This is a genomic window from Thalassobius sp. Cn5-15 (assembly GCF_022347685.1).
Lineage (GTDB): Bacteria > Pseudomonadota > Alphaproteobacteria > Rhodobacterales > Rhodobacteraceae > Thalassobius.
Map to the genome: position 1 here is coordinate 53,969 of NZ_JAKRGF010000009.1, position 20,362 is coordinate 74,330.

The 20,362-nt window shown below is 55.4% G+C and carries 16 protein-coding genes and 2 pseudogenes; 8 read left to right on the forward strand and 10 right to left on the reverse strand.

Features of this window, described 5'->3' with window-relative positions; genetic code table 11:
• Positions 1-11: 11 nt before the first annotated feature.
• The 8 genes from MHM86_RS15715 to MHM86_RS15750 all read left to right on the forward strand — a co-directional run bounded on the left by MHM86_RS15715 (position 12) and on the right by MHM86_RS15750 (position 9,916).
• On the forward strand, positions 12-1,190 hold the full coding sequence (locus MHM86_RS15715) for a homoserine O-acetyltransferase (protein WP_239201220.1): 1,179 nt from the start codon (positions 12-14) through the stop codon (positions 1,188-1,190).
• Positions 1,191-1,253: 63 nt separating this feature from the next.
• Positions 1,254-2,507, forward strand: coding sequence for a Zn-dependent hydrolase (locus tag MHM86_RS15720; RefSeq protein WP_239201222.1), 1,254 nt, complete (start codon positions 1,254-1,256; stop codon positions 2,505-2,507).
• A 77-nt stretch (positions 2,508-2,584) separates the two neighbouring features.
• Positions 2,585-3,580 carry a GDSL-type esterase/lipase family protein gene (locus tag MHM86_RS15725; RefSeq protein ID WP_239201224.1) on the forward strand — a complete coding sequence of 332 codons (996 nt, stop codon included), beginning with the start codon at positions 2,585-2,587 and terminating at the stop codon, positions 3,578-3,580.
• Positions 3,581-3,728: 148 nt separating this feature from the next.
• Complete coding sequence (locus MHM86_RS15730; protein WP_239201226.1) at positions 3,729-5,855, forward strand: iron-containing redox enzyme family protein; 2,127 nt, start codon at positions 3,729-3,731, stop codon at positions 5,853-5,855.
• A gap of 3 nt (positions 5,856-5,858) precedes the next feature.
• A complete protein-coding gene (locus tag MHM86_RS15735; RefSeq protein WP_239201230.1) occupies positions 5,859-7,685 on the forward strand; it encodes a carbamoyltransferase in 1,827 nt (608 codons plus the stop codon).
• Between the two features lie 31 nt (positions 7,686-7,716).
• Positions 7,717-7,917, forward strand: coding sequence for a hypothetical protein (locus tag MHM86_RS15740; protein ID WP_239201232.1), 201 nt, complete (start codon positions 7,717-7,719; stop codon positions 7,915-7,917).
• Positions 7,914-9,311: an aspartate aminotransferase family protein gene (locus MHM86_RS15745; protein WP_239201234.1), complete on the forward strand. Its 1,398-nt coding sequence runs from the start codon at positions 7,914-7,916 to the stop codon at positions 9,309-9,311. Before MHM86_RS15740 ends, MHM86_RS15745 begins: the two co-directional genes overlap by 4 nt.
• 8 nt (positions 9,312-9,319) lie before the next feature.
• Positions 9,320-9,916: a LysE family translocator gene (locus MHM86_RS15750; protein ID WP_239201236.1), complete on the forward strand. Its 597-nt coding sequence runs from the start codon at positions 9,320-9,322 to the stop codon at positions 9,914-9,916.
• Positions 9,917-10,034: 118 nt separating this feature from the next.
• Here MHM86_RS15750 and MHM86_RS15755 read toward each other — a convergent pair.
• The 10 genes and pseudogenes from MHM86_RS15755 to MHM86_RS15800 form a co-directional block, all read right to left on the reverse strand.
• Positions 10,035-10,658: pseudogene (locus tag MHM86_RS15755) on the reverse strand (IS3 family transposase); the annotation flags it as partial.
• A 25-nt stretch (positions 10,659-10,683) separates the two neighbouring features.
• A protein-coding gene (locus MHM86_RS15760) for an IS3 family transposase (RefSeq protein ID WP_239201238.1) occupies positions 10,684-11,843 on the reverse strand; the annotation gives its coding sequence in 2 pieces (ribosomal slippage) (positions 10,684-11,594 and positions 11,594-11,843; 1,161 coding nt in all).
• Between the two features lie 68 nt (positions 11,844-11,911).
• Positions 11,912-12,064 (reverse strand): annotated as a pseudogene (locus MHM86_RS15765) (transposase); the annotation flags it as partial.
• Positions 12,065-12,137: 73 nt separating this feature from the next.
• On the reverse strand, positions 12,138-13,175 hold the full coding sequence (locus MHM86_RS15770) for an EpsG family protein (RefSeq protein WP_239201240.1): 1,038 nt from the start codon (positions 13,173-13,175) through the stop codon (positions 12,138-12,140).
• Positions 13,176-13,210: 35 nt separating this feature from the next.
• Positions 13,211-15,157 carry an asparagine synthase (glutamine-hydrolyzing) gene (gene asnB, locus MHM86_RS15775; protein WP_239201242.1) on the reverse strand — a complete coding sequence of 649 codons (1,947 nt, stop codon included), beginning with the start codon at positions 15,155-15,157 and terminating at the stop codon, positions 13,211-13,213.
• 57 nt (positions 15,158-15,214) lie between these two features.
• Positions 15,215-16,363 carry a glycosyltransferase family 4 protein gene (locus MHM86_RS15780; protein ID WP_239201244.1) on the reverse strand — a complete coding sequence of 383 codons (1,149 nt, stop codon included), beginning with the start codon at positions 16,361-16,363 and terminating at the stop codon, positions 15,215-15,217.
• Positions 16,356-17,657 carry a lipopolysaccharide biosynthesis protein gene (locus MHM86_RS15785; RefSeq protein WP_239201246.1) on the reverse strand — a complete coding sequence of 434 codons (1,302 nt, stop codon included), beginning with the start codon at positions 17,655-17,657 and terminating at the stop codon, positions 16,356-16,358. The genes MHM86_RS15780 and MHM86_RS15785 overlap by 8 nt, the downstream gene beginning before the upstream one ends.
• A gap of 8 nt (positions 17,658-17,665) precedes the next feature.
• Positions 17,666-18,292 (reverse strand): acyltransferase, encoded by a 627-nt coding sequence (locus tag MHM86_RS17175; RefSeq protein WP_239201247.1) that lies wholly within the window; start codon positions 18,290-18,292, stop codon positions 17,666-17,668.
• Positions 18,293-18,295: 3 nt separating this feature from the next.
• The gene (locus tag MHM86_RS15795; protein ID WP_239201248.1) at positions 18,296-19,390 is read right to left on the reverse strand and encodes a DegT/DnrJ/EryC1/StrS aminotransferase family protein; all 1,095 of its coding nucleotides are present in this window, start codon (positions 19,388-19,390) and stop codon (positions 18,296-18,298) included.
• Entirely contained in the window at positions 19,387-20,361 is a 975-nt protein-coding gene (locus MHM86_RS15800) for a dTDP-glucose 4,6-dehydratase (protein ID WP_239201249.1), read from the reverse strand. The genes MHM86_RS15795 and MHM86_RS15800 overlap by 4 nt, the downstream gene beginning before the upstream one ends.
• Position 20,362: the final 1 nt, after the last annotated feature.

A 20,362-nucleotide genomic window follows, 5' to 3' on the forward strand; every position in this document is an offset into this window, starting at 1 on the left:
GTGGGGCCGGGATGAACAAGATAAACGCTCCTGACCGGACAAGCGAGGTCGTACCTGCGGCAACTCTTTTTGCAGAGTTGCCCGACGGGTTCCGCCTGAAACGCGGCGGCGCCCTGCATAGTGCCCGGATCGCCTATGAAACCCACGGCCGCCTTGCGGACGACGGCAGCAACGCGATCCTGGTATTCGGTGGGTTTTCCGCCAGCGCCCATATCGCATCTCATCCCGAGGACACCTCTCCAGGATGGTGGGAGGAAATGGTGGGGCCGGGCAAGGCGGTGGATACCAACCGCTGGTTCGTGATCTGCTTCAACGCACCGGGGGGCTGTTTCGGTTCGACCGGCCCGGCCTCTGTCAATCCGCGTTCAGGGCGCAAGTACCGTTTGGATTTCCCAGAGATCAGCATCGAGGACATCGCCGAAGCGGCGCGCTGCCTTGTTCGGCAGCTTGGGGTCCGGCAGCTGAGCTGCGTGATCGGCACCTCTATGGGCGGAATGAGCGCCCTTGCGCTGCTGCACCGCTATCCCGACATTGCCCGAACGCATATCAACATCTCGGGCGCGGCGGGGGCTGCCACCTATGCCATCGCGCTGCGGTCCCTGCAGCGTCAGGCGATCCTGAACGATCCGGCCTGGCGCCGCGGCCTGTACGAGCACGCGGCCGATGTGCACGTCGGCATGTCGCAGGCGCGGATGCTGGGTATGCTGTCTTATCGTTCGCCTGAGGAATGGCAGCAACGCTTTGCTCGGGACCGTATCGAGCCAGTCCCGGCGGCTGCCGCCAAGGACGTGGCTTTCGCGCCGGAATTCATGGTCGAAGGCTATCTGCGGTACAAGGTGAACGGCTTTGTCGGGCACTACGATCCCAACTGCTACCTGTACCTGAGCCGGGCAATCGACAGGTTCGACCTGGCCGACGAGACGGGCGGCGATCTGCACCGTGCGCTGTCGAAGCTTGACCTGGAACGGGCCCTGGTAATCGGCACCAAGACGGACATCCTGTTCCCGGTGTGGCAGCAGACGGCCATTGTCGACGGCCTGAACGGCGGCAAGGTCCCGACCGAAGTCCTTCACCTTGAATCGCTGCGCGGGCATGACGCCTTTCTTGCCGATTTCGATCAGTTCGCGCCGCCTGTTGGCCGCTTTCTTGCTTCGATCTCAACCAAACGCCCGGCGGTTTCGGTGATGTGACGCGCCGTCCCCTCGCCGTGCTGCCCACTCAATTACGACACATAGCCTTGACAGGGATCCGACATGTTGGACCAGATTTCGAAAACCGCCCACATCAAGATTGACCGCCTCTGGAACGCCATCCACGAGCTTGCCCTTATCGGCCCAGGTGTTGCAGGCGGCTGCAACCGCCAAACGCTGACCGATGACGATGCAGAGGTCCGGCGTCTGTTCCAGAGCTGGTGCGAAGCCGAGGGTATGAGCCTGACCATCGACCAGATGGGCAACATGTTCGCCGTGCGGCCCGGCACCGATCCCGATGCCGACCCGGTGTTCATGGGCTCGCATCTGGATACCCAGCCGACCGGCGGGCGCTATGATGGCGTGCTTGGGGTCCTTTCCGCGCTCGAAGTGGTGCGCGTGATGAACGAACAGGGCATCCAGACCCGCCACCCGGTTGGCATCGTCAACTGGACCAACGAAGAGGGAGCCCGCTTTGTACCCTCGATGATCGGCTCGGGGGTTTTTGCCGGGGCCTATACCCTGGACTATGCCCATGATCGTCGGGACGAGCAGGGCAAGAGCTTGGGCGAGGAATTGCGCCGCATCGGTTGGATGGGCACCGAATCGGTCGGCAGCCAACCAATGCGCGCCTATCTGGAATACCATATCGAGCAAGGCCCGATTCTGGAGGCCGAGCAGCGCAATGTCGGCGTGGTCACTGACTGTCAGGGTTTTTCCTGGCTCGAAATCACCCTGACCGGACGCGAGGCACACACCGGTTCGACCCCGATGAACATGCGCTCGAACGCGGCGCTGGCGATGGCCCAGATCATGCAGATGGTTCAGGATCTGGCGATGCAGCACCAGCCGGGCGCGGTGGGCAGCGTGGGACAGGTCAATTTCTCGCCGAACTCGCGCAACGTTCTGCCGGGCAAAGTCGTGTTCACGGTCGATGTCCGGTCTCCCGATCTGGCCAAGCTCGACATGCTGCACGCCAAGGTCGAGGCCGAGGCGACCCGGATCGCCGCCGATCTGGACGTTGGCATCAGCATCGAACCAGTGGGGCGGGTGAACCCGGTCGCCTTCGATCCCGAACTGGTGTCGATCGTGCGCCAATCCGCAAAAGGGCTGGGTGTCAGCCACATGGACCTTGTTTCGGGTGCGGGGCATGACGCCTGCTGGCTTGCACGGGTGGTGCCCAGCACGATGATCATGTGCCCCTGCGTCGGTGGCCTGTCCCATAACGAGGCCGAAGAGATTTCGGTCGAATGGGCCGAGGCGGGCGCCAACGTGCTTTTGCGGGCCACTCTGGCCGCAGCAATGACCGAAAGCTGAGCCCCGGAACGGGGCGCCCAGCCCCGCGCCTTTTCACGAATACGACCGATCAATTCCCTCCGAACCGGAGCCATACCATGAATGCCATCACCAGACTGACGCCGCATATGCAGGCCTATTCCGACGAATTCGCCGACAACGGAAATATCAACTGGCTGCCCTATCTGATGTATTTCCACCCGTTCGGCTTTTCCTCGCCGGTGGTCAATACCGATGCCAGCGGGTTCCGCTACACCGAGGCCCGCAACCGGTCCTATTCGGTAGCCGACCTCAAGGGCGAAAGCCGCGTGCGCGTCCTCGCGGGTAGCTCGACGGTCTTTGGCATCGGGGCCAGCACAGACGGCCACACCCTGTCCGCGCGCATGACAGAAAACGACCCGGGCGGAAGCCCCTGGGTCAATTTCGGCGGGCGCAGCTTCAATTCCACGCAGGAAATGATCCTGTTCTCGCTGCACCACTCCAAACTGCCAATGGTCGACGAGATCGTGCTGTTTTCGGGGTTCAACGACCTTGGCCTTGCGCGCCAGCCCAAACGGTATCGCGGCGAACATGGCGCGTTCTTCATGTATCCCGATTTCTTCAATGCCATGGCGCAAAAGAAACCCTCGCGCTTTTCGCGTTGGTTCGGCACAGACACGGCGGACGCGCCCGAAGCACCGCCCTCGCTGGATGAACAGATCGACTATGCCGCAGGCCTAATGCTACGGAATCTGACGAGCTGGAAAATGTTCGCCGACGGGCTGGGCGCGAAGCTTGTCTTCATGCTGCAGCCGCTGTCGAACTGGGTCCGTCAGACCGGTTCCCCCGAAGAGGAAATCCTGTTTTCTGAACTGGAGCGGCGCGGCCGCTTTGCCGAAACCTATGGCGACATTCTCGAAGCCCACGCGGCGCAAAGCTATTCAAACCGGCTTGCCGAGGGCGCCGAAGCTTTGGGCGTGAAATTTGTCGATCTTGCCCCGCTTATTGCCCGTCAGGCGCGCCCCGAGCAATGGATCTTTGTCGACCGCATTCACTTTACCGACGACGGGCACGATTTTGTTTCGAAGATCGTTCTCGACGCAATTTCCACCTGAAAGAAAGGAACAATACCATGACCCTGTTCAAGAAAATCCTTGGCCTTTTCCGCCGCAAGAAGGCCACCCAAAAGAACGACTCGTCCATCTATCCGATGTTCTGAGCGACCCATCCGGGCACCCGTTCAACGGCACACAGGAGGCGCATATGTGGCGCGAATTGTTTTCGTACTCGATAAATCCAGAGGTCTTTTTGGATGTCGGGAACCTCTGGTCCCTGGTCCACACGGATCAGGACCGTGGACTAGAGGTCGCCGCATTGCGCCAGGAGTCCACCGCGCGTTGGTCGGACCTTGCCACGCGGCTAAGCGCAGGGCAGCGTCGCAAGGCCGCACGCTTCGTTCTTGAGCAAAGCGCGCCTGTGGCGGCAACGCTTGGAGCGACACTGCACAGTCTCAGTGCGCCGGGGGTCTTCGAGCTGCCCGAACAATTGAGCGCCATGGCGCTGTTGGCCGATGATGTCGGGGCGGGGGCCGCCAACTGCGCGCGTGCGGATGCCTTTCGCGCCATCGCCCGGCGGCACGGGATCGACGCGGCGGCGGCCCCGCCCCACGAACTGGCACAGGACAGGCGGATCAACGACAGCCTGTTCCGTTTGCCCGGTGCGATCCTTGCCTTGTCCCGGCGCAGTGACGCCTTTGGGGCTGTGCTGATCGGGGCGGATCTGGCGCAGCGTGAATTGGGATGCCTGCCGTCCTGGTCTTTTGCCGCCGAGGTGCTGGGCGCGCCCGAATGGGAACGGCTGGACATGGCGATTCCGCAAACCGCCGACAGCCTGCCTGCGGGTGAAACGCCACTTGGACTCGCACGGGCGCTTGCAGATGCACTGGCCGACACACCGGACCAGCAGGCGCAATGCGCGACGGGAATTGCCCTATATCTAGCGCTGATTGACGAATGGGATCGGACCCTGTTCGACCTGACCCTTGCGCATCTTGACCCGCGCCTGTCGATGGCGCTGCTCCTGCAGGCCAAGGCCCGAGAAGCGAGCGTCTACCACGAGAATTTCAAACTCGAAGGGGAGTCACTGCGTGACTGGCTGTCAAAAGCGCGCAAGGACCCTCTGCCGCTTCTCGAAGTGCTGGGCCGAAGCCGCATCATCCGCAAAGGCGACCCGGACAAATCGCGATTTGCGACGCAGATGCTGGACTATGGCGGCCCGATGTTTCGCGTGTTCAACGACGGTGAGATCGCGATCATCCGCGACTGGATCACCGATCTGGGACAAGACGACAGTTGGCCTCATCCCGACAGCCGCGGCGCGGTGCTCGCCCGTCTGGCTGCAACATTCGTCGCGCCGCGCTCCGAGATCGGGCAGGGGGACGCAACGCTTGGTGTCACGCCGACCGGCATTCGCCAGGCCTATTTCACGCTTCAAGGCCGGGCACTGGCGCCCGCGACCCGTGCATTCGCAGCGGAATACTGCGAATTCTGGCTTGCGAAGGCCCGAAAATGCATCGACGCGACCTGCCGTTCTTTGCCGGTGGACTGGCAGCCGGGGCTGTTGCGCGAATGGTTGCTGGACACGCACGACCACCACGCCGCGCGGTTCGAACAAAGCGCCGAAACCGAAATTCCGAGCCGCGAGGCGGTCATCGAACAATCCGTGCAACTGGCGCCGCTCACGCTGATCGACGGGGCTTGGTTGCAGGGCTTCACCGACATCGCACTGGCCTCTAGCCGCGTCGGGGCTCCGCTGTTCAAAACCTATTGGGATGAACTGGGCAACGGCGCGTGGGACATGAACCACCCAAAGGTTTACCGCGGTGTTCTGTCCGCGATGGGCAAGGAGCTACCCCCAACTGGCAGCCTCGAATTCGCCCACCACCCCGACCTCAGAGACGACAGTTTCCAGCTGCCGGTCTATTGGCTGGCAATCGGAAAATTCCCGTCGAGTTACCGAGCCGAAATCCTTGGGCTCAACCTCGCGATGGAACTGTCGGGCGTCGGCGGAACCTACCGGAACGCGCACCGTTTCCTGCAGCACTACAACCTTCCGACGATCTTCGTCGATCTGCACAATACCATCGACAATGTGTCGGACGGTCACGCGGCCTGGGCTGCGGATGCGATCGATCTGTTCATCTCGGCCATCGAGGATCCGGACGAAGTGCGAAAGACCTGGTCGCGGGTGCGCGCCGGATTTGAATCGCTCGACCCGGTCGCAAGGATTTGCGGCAACCTCGATTTTTTCACCACCCGCAGCAAGGCACCGGGCAAGCCGGTTTCAGCCGCTGATGCCCTTCACCACGTGCCCCCAAGAATGAACGCCTGACCCATGACCCAATACCACCTTGGAATATCCGCCTTTTATCACGATGCGGCCGCCGCTATCGTCAATAAACACGGCATCGTTGCCGCCGCGCAGCAGGAACGGTTCAGCCGCCGCCGCCACGACGCCGCCTTTCCGGCGGACGCCATCGCCTATTGTCTGGATACCTCGGGGCTCGAGCTGAGCGATTTGGCCAGCGTCACCTACTACGAGGATTCAGGGGCCAAGTTCCGGCGCACTCTTGGCAGTTTTGCCTGTGCCGGACCGAAAGGGGCTGACACGTTTTCCGACATCTTGCCCGGCTGGCTGGGGCAACGACGCCGCATGGACCGGGTCGTCGCGCAGGAACTCAGGGCGATGCAGCGCGGTACGCCGCCCGACATCAAGGTGACGGATCACCACCGGTCACATGCCGCGTCCGCCTTCCTTCCGTCGCCTTTCGAGAGCGCGGCAATCCTGTGTATCGACGGGGTCGGGGAATGGCACACAACCACCATCTGGCACGGTCAGGGGCCGGAACTGCGCCTGGTGAATTCGGTGTCCTATCCGCATTCCCTTGGCCTGTTGTACTCGGCATTTACCTATTACTGCGGGTTCAAGGTCGATTCCGGTGAGTACAAGCTCATGGGGCTGGCACCATATGGGGTGCCGCGCTATGCCCGGAAAATCCTCGATCACGTGGTGTCGCTGAAAGAGGATGGCTCGTTCACGCTCAACCTTGACTATTTCACCTTCCTGGAAGGCAAGACCATGGTCGGGCAGGCGCTCGAAGAGCTGTTCGGTCAGCCGATCCGCGAGCCCGAAGCAGAGATGACCCAGTTCCACTGCGATATGGCGGCCTCGATCCAGAGCGTCACGAACGACGCTGTGCTGGGGCTGGCCAGAGCTGCCGCGCGGATGACCGGAGAGCGCAACCTTTGCATTGCCGGGGGCGTAGGTCTGAACTGCGTCGCCAATGGCAAATTGATTGAGGCTGAAATTTTCGACCGGGTCTGGATTCAGCCCGCCGCGGGGGATGCGGGATGCGCATTGGGCGCGGCTCTGGACGCGCAGGTCGCGGCGGCCGCCAGCCGGCCGGTTCCAACCTCGGACAATGGCGATGCGATGGCGGGGGCCTATCTGGGCCCGGATTTCAGCGATGCGCAGATCCGGGCATTCCTGACCGAAAACGGCTATCCTTTCGAAGAGCTGGGCGAACCTGCGCTGTATGACCAGGTCGCCGCTCAGCTTGAGGCCGGTGAGGTCGTCGGCTGGTTTCAGGGTCGCATGGAATTCGGCCCTCGTGCGTTGGGCGCCCGTTCGATAATCGGCGATCCGCGTAATACCGACATGCAGAAGACTATGAACCTGCGGATCAAATACCGCGAGTCCTTCCGCCCGTTTGCACCGTCAGTGCTACGCGATCACGCAGACGCGTGTTTTGATCTGAAGGACGAAAGCCCGTACATGCTGCTCGTGGCACCAGTGACCGCCGGGCGGCGCCACCCGATTTCTCAGGGTGGGCTCGGCTCGATCAACGAGGTCCGCTCGGATCTGCCTGCAATCACCCATCTGGATTACTCCGCCCGCGTTCAGACGGTCAGCCCGGATACCAACCCGCGCTATGCCGCGCTGCTCAGTGCGTTCCACGCAAGGACCGGCTGCCCGGCGGTGGTCAATACGTCCTTCAACGTGCGCGGCGAACCGATCGTCTGCACCCCGACCGATGCCTATCGCTGTTTCATGCGGACAGAGATGGACACGCTCGTCCTGGGCACCTGCGTCCTGAAGAAAGCCGACCAGCCGAAAAACCTCTCCGATGACAACTGGCGAGAGGAAATCCCTCTCGATTGATACCCAGAATATTCCCGAAAGGAACCTTCCCGTGAAACTGCTCGCTCTTCTTTTGTACATGGTTTTTTTTCTGCCGGTCTGGGCGTTTGTCCGCCTGACCGGAGCAACCCGGTTCGGTCGCCGTTTCCACCAGCGCGACAGCGCCTGGGATGTTCCCGTCGCCGCACCGCGACACGCTCAGGCCCAACCCGCAAAGGATGCGCAACTGGCGGCACGGGCGAACAGAGGATGACCCATCTTTTCTACCGCAGCCTTGCCAAGGACCCGATCAACATCTCCTCGGCCGAGGGCATACGCCTGACTACCCGTGACGGGCAAACGATCATCGATAGCTGCGGCGGCGCCTGCGTGGCCAACCTTGGCTATCGCCATCCGCGCATCCGCGCCGCCATGAAAGAGACCGCCGACTCTGTCGCCTGGGTCAGTTCCGCCACCTTCATCACCGATCCGGCCGAGGCACTGGCCGACCATCTGGCCAGTCTGGAACCACGTCTGCCCCGGGTCATCCTGCAATCGGGCGGCACAGATGCCGTCGAACTGGCGCTGAAACTGGCCTATCAATGGCATTGCGAGCGGGGCGAACCGCAGCGCGTGCATTACATCTCGCGCCGTCAAAGCTATCACGGTCATTCGCTGTTCACGCTGGCCCTGTCCGGCCAATATGACCGGCGCGAGATGTACAAACCCATTCTGCCGCAAACCACATTTGTCTCTGACTGCAACGCCTATCGCGGCAAGCTTCCCGGCGAAAGCGATGACGCCTATGGCACCCGTTTGGCGCAAGAGCTTGAAGACACCATCCAGAAGCTTGGCCCCGATCGCGTCGCCGCGTTCCTCGTAGAGCCGGTCACAGGTTCGACCGCCGGGGCCATGCCACCGGTCGAAGGGTATCTGCGCAAGGTCCACGAAATCTGTGTGCGCCACGGCGTTCTGTTGATCTTTGACGAGGTCATGTCGGGCCTTGGCCGGGTCGGGCGCAACTTCACGCATGAAGACAGCGGCATGTGCCCCGATATGGTGACTTTGGGAAAAGGTCTCGCTGCGGGGTATCAGCCGATTTCCGCGATCATGATTTCCGACCGCATCCACCAGACCATTGCCAGCGGCTCGGCTCGGTTGGTGCATGCCCAGACCCACATGTATCAGGCCTTTGCCAGCCGTGTGGCACTCGAAGTGCAGCGCACGATTGTCGATGACGGTCTCGTCGCCGCGGCGGATCGCAAGGGTCAGTTGCTGCGCGCGATGCTGGGCGACGCGCTTGGCGCACACGATCATGTCGGCGACATTCGCGGCATGGGGCTGTTTCTGGGCGTCGAGATTGTCAAAGACCGTGACACCAAGGCCACCCTGAGCGGCACGGACGCCAGCAAGTTTTCGGCGCGCATCAAGGACGTTGCACTTGAAAACGGCCTGCTGACCTATCCGGCGGCGGGTACAATTGACGGCGTGTCCGGTAATCACGTGCTCTTTGCACCGCCATTTGTGGCGACGGACGCCGATCTGGGGGAAATCGTGGACCGGTTTGTTCGGTCCCTCTCTCAAACATTGTCGGACCCTGGTATTGCAGCGCTGTTTGCATCGCAACCTGCTGCCGATGCGCGCCGACCACTCGCCACCACCCAATAGGAGCATACATGGACTTTCCCACCTTGTCGGCCTTTGCCGTCTTCGTCTGCATCATGACCGGCACACCCGGCCCTGGAAACCTGACATTCCTGGCCATCGGATCAAGCCGCGGTTTCAAGGCTGCCTTCCCGATCATCATCGCGGCACAGATCGGCAACGTGCCCGTGAACGTTTTGATCGCGCTCGGCCTCGGTGCCATCATGTCCGCCGGGGGGCCGCTGCAGACTGTCTTTACCTATGCCAGCCTTGCCTACATGATCTATCTGGCCTGGCGCATCGTCCTGATGACGATCAAGGAAAACGGCGACGTGCGCCCGCCCTCGTTCTGGGAAGGGCTGTGGATTCATCCTCTCAGTCCGAAAACCTGGGCGATGGGGGTGTCTGCCTACGGGCTGTTCCTGACCGATACCAACATGGATATCTCGCAGAAATTGCTGTTTCTGGTGGTCGGTTTCATGCTGGGCGGTCTGGTGTTTCACAGCCTCTGGGCCTTCGTCGGCGAAAGCATGCTGCGGGTGCTGGGCAATGGCCGGACCATGAGGATCGTGACCATTGTCATGGCCGTGCTCATGGTGGCTGTATCCGTTTGGTCCTTGATGAGCTGAGTTGGGATTTGGCGGAGGCGGCAAAGCCCGCCTCTGCTTTTTCGGGCTCTGTTGCAACAGAGGTGGTCCTAGATTTTAGACCAGTTTGCAGCCGTTTTAAGATGGATCAGGGTTTCATTTAGGCTGCTATTCTCATTGGCTGTGTTTTGCTGGCATAGGCCTCATCCGGGGTCAACAAGCCGTGCGTCGAGTGTGGACGTTCGGAGTTGTCATATGTCATCCACTTTCCGATCCCGGCCCGCGCGTCGGAGCCTGTTTCAAAGGCGTTCAGATACACGCATTCATACTTCAGGGATCGCCACAGACGCTCAATCATGCGATTGTCGCGCCAGGCTCCCTTGCCATCCATGCTGATCTTGATCTTTGCGTCTGTCAGCACGTCGATCCATGCGCCGCTGGTGAACTGGCTGCCTTGGTCGCTGTTAAAGATTTCCGGCGCACCGTGCTTGGCAATGGCCTCTTTCAAAGCCTCCACGCAGAAGTCCGCATCCATACTGTTGGACAGACGCCAGGACAAAACCTTGCGGCTGTACCAGTCCATGATGGCGACCAAATACAGGAAGCCACGCCGCATCGGTATGTAGGTAATGTCTGCGCACCAGACCTGGTTGGGGCGATCAATCACCATATTGCGCAGCAGGTATGGCCAGATCTTATGCTGGGGATGCTTCTTGCTGGTATTTGGCTCCTGGTAAATCGGCACCAGCCTCATAAGTCGCATCAACCGTCGTACACGGTGCCTGACCTGCCCCCCGAAGCTTCCTCATTCATAACGAGAGTCTGCGGGTCTGGTTTTCATATTCTTCGTGGTCGGATTGGGCAAGCGCGCCGGGCGCGGAGCCCTCAAATTGCTCAAGCGTCCGGCGCGCTTCTGCGGGTGTTTGGTTCCCGAGCGATGAGTGCGGCCTGACGTTGTTGTAGTCGTAGCGCCAGAGCGCCAGTTTTCGACGCGCATCTTCAAGGCTGTCGAACATCTCCTCGTTAAGAAGCTCATCTCGCAGGCTACCATTGAATGACTCGATGAAGGCATTCTGCTGCGGCTTGCCCGGGTCGATGTAGTGCCAATCCACGCCGTTGTCGTTGGCCCACTTCAGGATTGCCCGACTGGTGAACTCGGTGCCGTTGTCAGAGACAATGCTGGCCGGTTTGCCATAGAGCCGGACGAGCGCATCCAGTTCCCGGGCAACACGGGCGCCGGATATGCTGGTGTCGGCCATCAGGCACAGGTTCTCGCGGCAACAATCATCGTTCACCGCCAGAATGCGGAACCGGCGCGAAGCCCCGAACGTGTCGGACAGGAAGTCCAATGACCAGCGCTCGCCCGGCCTCAGCGCCTCTGGCATCGGCGTTCGCGAGCCACGGCCCCGTTTACGGCCCCGTCGCCGCCTGACGCCCAGCTTCTCCTCCGTGTAAAGCCGATAGAGCTTCTTATGGTTCATGATCAGTCCTTTGCGCTCCAGCATCACCCCGATCCGCCGATAGCCAAACCGGCGACGTTGGGCGGCAACCGCTTTCATCTCCTTGCGAATCTCAGGATTATCCGGCGGGCGTTCACGCCGGACCGTCTTCGGATCGACACCGACAAGTCGGCAGGCCCGGCCCTGTGAGATGTCATGATCCCGCATCGCCCTGAGCGCTGCCTCTCGCCGCTCATTCGGCGTCGTTAGTTCTTTCCCAAAAGTTCCTTCAGAACAGCGTTGTCCAGCATCGTATCTGCCAGCAAGCGCTTGAGCCTGGCGTTTTCGTCCTCCATCGCCTTCAGCTTCGCGACATCGGACACCTCCATGCCGCCAAACTTCGACTTGTATTTGTAGAACGTGCCCTGACTGAGGCCGTGCTTCCGGCACACCTCAGCTGTCGGCACCCCGGCTTCCTGCTCTTTGATCATCCCAATGATTTGGGCTTCCGTGAAACGGCTCTTTCGCATTCGTTTGCTCCTTCAATAGGTTGAGCAAACTCTGCATCAGAACGAGGGAAGTTTCGGGGGGCAGGTCACATGTTCTCTATCGCTGTCCGCTTCCACGTTCCAATCTGCGTAGGGTGAACGCCATATTTCTTGGACAGTTCCGCCAGCGTCATCTCCTCGCGGATCGCTTCAAGCGCAACCTTGGCTTTGAACTCAGGCGAATGGTTCTTTCTTTTCTTCATTTTGGATCGTCACTTTCTTCATGCGATCCACCTTAACGACTGGCCCAAATTTCCGAGACCACCTCTGACTACCTTAGTTCCAAATAATTTGATATGGGATCCAGTATGAAGAGTGGTTTGCCATGGTGAGCCAGACCCATTGCACCAAAAAGTAATACCCTAAAATCGCCACTAGAAGCGCCGCACGCTCTAGTGGCGATTTTAGAATTACATAAATGTGTGTAAAGACAAACATTTGGATGGGTAGAAAATATAGAGATATCCGGTCTGCAAGTGTTGATGACAAGAAGACGAGGCAGAAACATGCGATAGATGTGAGCGCCATCCAATACCAAAGGCGCTGTACCTGTAGCTCTAACCTCATAGCTTTATAAAACAGTAAATATAATGTCGCTGGAATGAGATTCATAAAAATCCGAATGTTTCCACCTTCGGATGTCATTCCTCCGGCAACATATAGTCCCCACAGGCTGTTAAGTTGGCCGAGTAAAAGTTGACTTCCGGCAATTGCGAGCATGGCGAAAACCCATAGCGCGTTCCAAAACCGTCCTTTGGTTGCAGTTAACCCTGCGATTGGTAGCAGGACTACGGCTGTTTTGTGAAACAAGGCACCCAGAATAATACAGGCTACAAATTTCAGGATTTGCCCGCGCTGAAGGTAAGTCAGACCAATAAGGGCTAAACCAATTGCTGCGGATTGGCGTGTGTACCCCATCGCAACAACGATGACCAAGTAAGGTATCGCGACAAAGAGAGCGACCCAAGGAAGTGGTTGAGATTTTGAAAAGCAGAAAACACCCAGCGTGAAAATAATAGCGCAGAATGTGTTTGTTAGATAAATTCCTCCTCCCAGTCTGCCAGAAATCCAGCTGAATACATAATAGCCTGGATCCCCAAATGCGGCAGCCGCTGCAAGGGGTAGTTTTTCAATTAACAATTGGTGCTCAAGGTATGTTGACCAATCCCCCCCGACTTCGTGTCGCAGACCGATGACGAGCACCAATAGGAGTGAGAACAGGAACAGTGCGATAAATCGACCGTTTTCATTTAGTCGAATTGGCAACAAAATTGCTGTTGCTGGCACAGCCAGTAACATCCAGTAGGTCCACATAAACTAAGTCTTTCACCTTTTAAGCCCGATCAAAGCTATGAGGCATGCATGTTACGCATCCAAGCTTGGAACATCAAAATGTTCCAGAGAGTGTATTGCAAGCCCTCTGTCCCATTGAGGTGCTTTCGCCAAATGTCCTGCACAGCTGTCGGATTTAGAAAACCCTCCTGTTGCATAGACTTGGGATCGAGTAGCTGTTCGGCCCAGTCCCGGAGAGGGCCGCGTAACCACGTGGAAACTGGAACGCCAAACCCCATTTTGGGCCGTTCCATGATCTCTTTGGGAACATGGCGGTGCAAAGCTTGGCGCAACAACCACTTCCCTGTTTTGTCGCGATACTTTAGGCCTACAGGTACTTGCCAGGCAAACTCTATCAATCTGTGATCAAGGAGTGGAACTCGGGCTTCCAGATTAACAGCCATGCTCGCGCGGTCGACCTTTGTTAACACGTCGTCATGCAGGTATGTCTGGATATCCATAAGCATCATTTGATCACGCATGTCGCTAACTTGATCAAGGAGATGAGTGTTGAATGTCAACTTTGCAGAGCTGAGATCTGGGTGTGGTTGCAGCAAATCAACCGTGTTCACTGATTGTGATATCAGTGAATCATAAAATTCCTGCCCATCAGCACAAGAGAGTACCTTTAGTAATTTTGGTAGGCGTTCTGAAATGTTTTGAACACGGGTGGCTTTGGGAAGGATGTGTTGCGCGGCTTCTAGCATGGAGGGTGGCACGCGTCCCATCATTTTGCCGATCGCTACGCGTATTGGATACGGCAGTTTTTTCATCTTTTGAAAGATATCAAATCCCATCGCGTGACGGTTGTATCCACAAAAAAGTTCATCTCCTCCGTCTCCAGACAGGCATACTGTCACACTTTTACGCGCCATCTCACACACAAGATACGTAGGTATCTGAGAAGGGTCCGCAAATGGTTCATCATAGATATGAGGAAGTTTGGGTATTACATTTAAAGCATCCTGTGTGGATACATATAGCTCTGTGTGATCCGTACCTAGGTGTGTTGCAACTGCTTTGGCATGCTCAGCTTCATTGTATCCAGCTTCATTGAAACCAATAGAAAACGTTTTGATATCTTGCGAGCTTTGCCTTTGCATGTATGCGGCAACTGTCGAGGAATCATATCCACCTGATAACAAGGCACCAAGAGGAACGTCTGCACTCATGCGGCTACGTACCGCCTTCTCGAGAAGGCGATCAAGTGCGTCGATGGCTTCTTCTGGCTGGGCTGCGTCATAGACCCGAGGCTGTGTCGCGACAGCCTCCAAATCCCAATAAGCAGTAGGCTCGCTAATATTGTGACCGTTTTCTTCAATTTCTATGTAGTGAGCCGGCGGTAGTTTATTGATACCTACATAAATGCTTTTGGGGCAGGGGACGTAGCTATATCGCAAGTACAGATGTAGCGCAGTGCGATCGATATCCCCTTGCCATTCTGGGTGTGCCGTAAGTGCTTTGAGTTCGGACGTAAATAGGAAGGCTTTACCACAGCGGCCATAATAAAGTGGTTTCTCCCCCGCGCGATCACGCGCCAGCACCAACTTGCGCATTTTTTTATCCCAAAACGCGAATGCGAACATGCCATTTAGGCGCTGCAGGGTTTCTTTGATACCCCAGTATTCTAGTGCGGCTAAGAGCGTCTCTGTGTCAGAATGACCTTGCCACTGAGGGGCTGCACCTAACAGCTCCAGATCGCTGCGCATTTCTAGATGGTTGTAAATTTCACCATTGAATGCAAGCACATACCGCTGAGATGCAGAATGCATGGGCTGTGCGCCCGAAGAAGATAGATCGAGGATTGCCAACCGGCGATGCATGAGTGTTAGATGAGCGGCTTCATCATTCCAAATTCCAAACCCATCAGGACCTCGGTGTTCAATTCGATCGCTCATATTTAGAGCAACTTTTTGTGCTTCAGTGGGAGATAAGTGATCCCAAAAACCTGCGAGGCCACACATCAGCCATCTCCTAAGTCTGTTAATTTTTTGCTTTGCAGGATGATCGCCAGCTCTGCGTTAGTTTTTAATGATTTGTTCGTAAGAATTGGATAAAGCAGTGTAAACAACGTTCTTTGCATGACGCCGCTCGACCATTGCACGTACGTCTTCAGACATGCTTTCTAGACGTTCAGGCACAGCAATTACTTCTCGAAGGACCGCGGACATATCAGACGGCGTGGCAAATGAGATGAAGCCAATCTCTTGGTTTTCCATCGTATTTTGAGCCATCAATTTCTCTTCATTATTTCTATACGCAATAAGAAGAGGTATGCCCGACGCCATGGCTTCGAGGGCAACCATGCCTAGATCAGGGCCGCGGGTGGTTTGGACCAACAGGTTTGCAGCATGTAGTGCAGATCGGGGGTCCTTCATAACCCCCAAAAAACGAATTTTTGTTCGACTATCTAGGTCTGCGACTAAAGCTTCGAGTCGCTGCCGTTCGACGCCATCACCTACAATAATCAATTCACAGTTAGGGTCATCCAACATACAACTAGAACGAATAGCGAGTTCAACATCCTTTTCAGGATGTAAGCGTGCCAAAACCAAAACAACGAAAGCACTCTGATCAATTTGTAATTCGGTGCGTGCTTGGGCGCGCTTTTCAGTATCCCAGGGTTCAAAATGCATCGTATCGACACCGATAGATGAAGTGACCATTCGGGTTTCGTCTGCGTGCCAATGTTTTTTTATTTCGTGTTCAGAATACCGAGTAAAAGATAAAAATTTATCGACGAGGATAAGAGGTATCCGAGAGCCAAAAACGACTTTGCCAAGACGTGTGCTGACAGCCTCGCTGTGCATTTTGGAATGCAGAACAGGGACCCCAGATAGTTTTGCGGCGATCCAAGCGGGCAAAGCTGAAGCTGTCAAATGAGTATGTACAAGGTCGACTTTTTGCTTGCGAAAATACTTCGTCAGATGAAGAACAGCGCCTGAAAAAAGTTTTATGTATTGAAAAATAGATTTGGAAGCCCCGGGATGAAGCGTGATGTGCTCAATATGAACAGCTTCATCTAGCCTGCCTTTAAGGGTGTGTGGATAGCCTGCTATAATGGTGACATTGTCGCCGTTAGCAACTAAATAGTTGGCTAGCTGAATGACATATTGTTCTGCGCCACCGGCGTCTAAATGATTCAGGATATGGCAAATGTGCTTAGCCATTTTTGCGTCTCACTATCCATATTCCCATCGCTGAGGAGAACCCTGCGGAAATGCTTACGGAGGCTGCAGCTCCTAAAAGCCCAAAACGATAAACTGCTAGCCAAATAATCAGAACACTGAGTAGCGAGTTCCCAGCTGCAAGCAATAGCATTTCAGTGTCACGCTTTTGCAGGACCAATACGTTTGATAAAATGGCCTGAGATAATATTAAAGGAGTGGCTAAGCAGATTATCCAAGCTGTCCTTTTAAGCAGGTCGGATCCTTCTAGTGGGGTTAGGTACATATAGTTAATGGCAATTGCACCAATCATTCCAACAAATGTTCCCCCTACGATAGCGCCGGTGAGCCATAACCAAGGAACACCATCAAGCAAATGGTCGCGTGCCTGACGATTACGGGACCAGAAGAAAACTCCAGCCACTCCGGTGGACGCTAAGGCGAGAACTGCAAAAAGATTCTGCACCATCGCAAATTGACCCGCCATCTCTTGCCCTCGTAACGCGCTGATAATGACTGGATGTAGACGGCTTGCCATTAAAAATAAGACTGTCGCTAGTACAAATTTGGCAAGTTCTCGGCTTTGTCCGCGTAGTTCAGCCCATACTTTGATTGGCACGATGGCTGGGATAAAAAGTGTTCGTGTTGCAAACAAGGTGACTAAGAACCCTAAACATGCCCCCACTAGATAAGCAGTCGCAACATCGATTAGCGCAGTCTGGCCTGAATTTGAATCGGTACCGAACACCCCTAAAAGTACAACAGCTATTATGACCAAAAAAACAGTTAGACGCAGGAGGAAGTATGACCGTGCATTGTACAGATACTGGATTCCTGTTGCCGGTCCATCAATCGATGTTTCAACGAACCTAGCAACAAAAAGCAAACTCATTAAAGGGATCAGATCTGTGCCTGTGTTCATAATACGGCTGGCTATCAGCAATAGAGCTACACCAGAGCCAATTGCGACAAGCCTTAAGATCCAACCTGCGATAATGACTGCACCAGGTGACGGATTAGAGGGCATACGTCGCCGAAGCGACAATAAGTTTGGGCCACAAATTAGAGTAGTAATGATGGCAACATATGCGTAGCAAAGGCTCCAAAAACCAGCAGCTTGGATTCCGAAACGAAATCCAGTTAAAACAGTGAGTAGAAAAAGGACACCATAGGGTAGCAAGTCACCTACAAAAACAAGCCCATAGTCGACGACTGCAGAAAGCTTTCTCGGGTCTCGTTCTTTTATAATTTCTTCTTTATCCTGAGGCAACTGTTGATCGCTTTTTACAAATAGCATTTTGTGGTTCAACCACTGTTTCCAGCAAGTTTTAACCGCTCTCTTTCTAGCCACGCATCGTCTATCGTGCGTTTTGCGACAGCAGGGGCGCCGCCCACCATAGTATTATCTGGCACATCTTCTGTAACCACCGACATTGGCATCACTATGCATCGTTTTCCGATTGTAATCCCTGGATTGATGACAGAGGGACCGCCGATGAAAGTATTGGATCCAATCTTTGTGGCTGCGCGGCGTATCCAAGAATTCCCGGGTGTGTTTTGGCCCATCAGGCTCGACATAACGCTTGTATGAGACCATACGAAAACAGAACTTGCGATTGTCGTATGGTCACCAATTTCAAGGCCACCAGAAGCGTCCACAATTGCGTTCTCACCAATCCAAACATGTTTTCCACATTGCAGATTATCTGCCGAAATGACTTTGGCTCCCTCCCGAATGCGGCACCCTTCTGGTAAGCCAATGTCAGCAGCTCTTTCATCATCGGTCATTGGAAACCGAGCGAGATTTTTAAGAATATCCTCGCGTAGAGCGTTATTGCGGTCTGCATCCCAAAACTGGAAGTCATCGTCATTCCAGATGGATTCGAGCATTTTCCAAACCGCTCTTTTTATTTCAGTCTGAGCTTTGGGCACAACTTACTTCCTCTTTGTCACCAGGCCAACGAGTTGCTCACACACGTATTCTACATCAAGATCAGCATAACACGGCAATGTCAGCGTGGTATCTTGCAGCCTGCTCGCAACAGGTTGCACATCGTTATAACGTTTATGATAGTAAGTGGTTGCACTTAAAGCGTAGGTGCCAAGTGTGGTTTCTATACCAACCTCCCTTAGTCTTGTGATTAATGTATCGCGATCGCAGCCCTCAGGGATGCGAAACACTAGCGATTGAACATTGTGAACTACTTCTGGACCGTGGCCCTGCACAGTGAATCCAGCGGATGCGAGCTGTTGGATGTAAGCGTCTCGGATCTCATTGCGTTCTGCGATAATGTCGTCCAGCTTTTTTAGCTGCGCGCGCCCCATAACGGCTTGTGTTTCGGACATCCGAAAATTGTAGCCGTAATCTACGAAGTCTAATCCGTAGCCACGCATGCCCTCGCCGCCGTGACTAAGTTTGCGGTTAAACCAGGCAACCCAGTCAGTATTGTTAATCGTAACTGCCCCGCCCTCACCAGTTGTCAGAAGTTTACGAGGGTGAAAGCTGAAGCATGTCATATCTGCAATGTTACCGCATCGCTGACCCGCTTCGGAACTGCCAAGCGCGCAAGCTGCGTCTTCAATCAATGGCAGTGCGTTTTCTCGACAGATTTCTGCAATCTTGGTAATCCCGCTGGGATTTCCAAGCGCATCGACAAAAATGACAGCGCGTGTTTTCTCAGTGATTTTTGCTTTCAATGCTTCGGGGGTCATGTTGAAGGTATCCGGACAAACGTCTGCGAATACTGGGCGAGCCCCCAAATCTTCGACGACATTGGCAGTTGCCGGAAACGAAAAGTCAGAAACGATCACCTCGTCGCCGGGACCAACTGCAAGGCGTTTTAAGCACAACCATAGTGCAGTCGTTGCGGAGGTTGCCAGAAAGGCATGGCGCGCGCCGGTATAAGTTGCAAGTTCGTCAGCAAACCCAACAACGTTCTCGCCGCGGGTAAACATGCCACTGTCAAATACCTTGCGAAGGTCTTGTTCAACTTCATCAAAGCTAATGTACGGCCGAATGAGGCGGATCATTTTAGATCCTCGCCAATACGGTCTTTGTACCAGTCAAGAGTTGAAGCAAGCCCTTGTTCAAAAGGAGTCAATTGATAATCAATCAAGGCTTTTACTTTCTCATTGCTGGCGTTGTGGCACAGAACATCTGATCCTCGCGCTTCCTTACGAATAATTTCGCCATCGTAGTTGAAGTGTTTGCAGATGAGCGGAATCAGTTCGTTAACTGAAATCTGGTTGTCAGTGGAAATATTCACGGTCTCGCCAGCAGGCTGAACTTCAAAAAGGCGCAGTACGGCATCCACAGTGTCCGAGACATGGATGAAGTCACGGCTTTGCTCGCCGCTCCCATGAATTTCTGGGGTCTTGCCGGTTAGGACGCGTACCGCTGTGATAGGAATAACGCCTGCCAACATACCTTCATAATTTTGACGCGGGCCGTAGTTATTAAATGGGCGCACGATAAATGCGTCCAAGTCAAACATACGGACATAACTTTCCACAGCCATGTCCGCTGCAGCTTTCCCGGCTGCATATGTCGTCGTTGGGTTGCGAGGGTGATCTTCATCCATCGGTTCATATACAGCGCTACCGTAAACTTCCGAGGTGGAGAAATGGCAAAGCGATTTGAAATGTCCATGACGTTGATGCTCAAGTAGGTTCAGCACAACACGTACGTTTGTATCGAAAGCGTTTGCCGGATTGTGGAATGAATAGTTCAGTGCTTTGGTCGCGCAGTTGAACACGACATCGATATCGTGTTCGTCGAAAATGGCATCGACGCTCGAGCTGATTTCAGCATCATCGCGATAGAGTGTTACTTTACCGGTGGCAATTGCATCGGACAGATTAACGACGTTGCCGATAAACATATTGTCGATGACCACAACATGTTCCACGCCCTCTGCAATTAGCTTATCGGTCAAATGACTGCCAATAAAACCGGCACCGCCTGTAACCAGAACAGTTTTTCCTTTTAGATTTTCACGCATC

Bases quoted from the DNA above. Each gene is read 5' to 3' on its own strand.
- MHM86_RS15785 (WP_239201246.1), bottom strand. From the start codon at position 17,657: ATGCTATTTGTAAAAAGCGATCAACAGTTGCCTCAGGATAAAGAAGAA.
- MHM86_RS15735 (WP_239201230.1), top strand. From the start codon at position 5,859: ATGACCCAATACCACCTTGGAATATCCGCCTTTTATCACGATGCGGCC.
- MHM86_RS15780 (WP_239201244.1), bottom strand. From the start codon at position 16,363: ATGGCTAAGCACATTTGCCATATCCTGAATCATTTAGACGCCGGTGGC.
- MHM86_RS15715 (WP_239201220.1), top strand. From the start codon at position 12: ATGAACAAGATAAACGCTCCTGACCGGACAAGCGAGGTCGTACCTGCG.
- MHM86_RS15750 (WP_239201236.1), top strand. From the start codon at position 9,320: ATGGACTTTCCCACCTTGTCGGCCTTTGCCGTCTTCGTCTGCATCATG.
- MHM86_RS15770 (WP_239201240.1), bottom strand. From the start codon at position 13,175: ATGTGGACCTACTGGATGTTACTGGCTGTGCCAGCAACAGCAATTTTG.
- MHM86_RS15745 (WP_239201234.1), top strand. From the start codon at position 7,914: ATGACCCATCTTTTCTACCGCAGCCTTGCCAAGGACCCGATCAACATC.
- MHM86_RS15725 (WP_239201224.1), top strand. From the start codon at position 2,585: ATGAATGCCATCACCAGACTGACGCCGCATATGCAGGCCTATTCCGAC.
- MHM86_RS15795 (WP_239201248.1), bottom strand. From the start codon at position 19,390: ATGATCCGCCTCATTCGGCCGTACATTAGCTTTGATGAAGTTGAACAA.
- MHM86_RS15730 (WP_239201226.1), top strand. From the start codon at position 3,729: ATGTGGCGCGAATTGTTTTCGTACTCGATAAATCCAGAGGTCTTTTTG.
- asnB (WP_239201242.1), bottom strand. From the start codon at position 15,157: ATGTGTGGCCTCGCAGGTTTTTGGGATCACTTATCTCCCACTGAAGCA.
- MHM86_RS15720 (WP_239201222.1), top strand. From the start codon at position 1,254: ATGTTGGACCAGATTTCGAAAACCGCCCACATCAAGATTGACCGCCTC.
- MHM86_RS15800 (WP_239201249.1), bottom strand. From the start codon at position 20,361: ATGCGTGAAAATCTAAAAGGAAAAACTGTTCTGGTTACAGGCGGTGCC.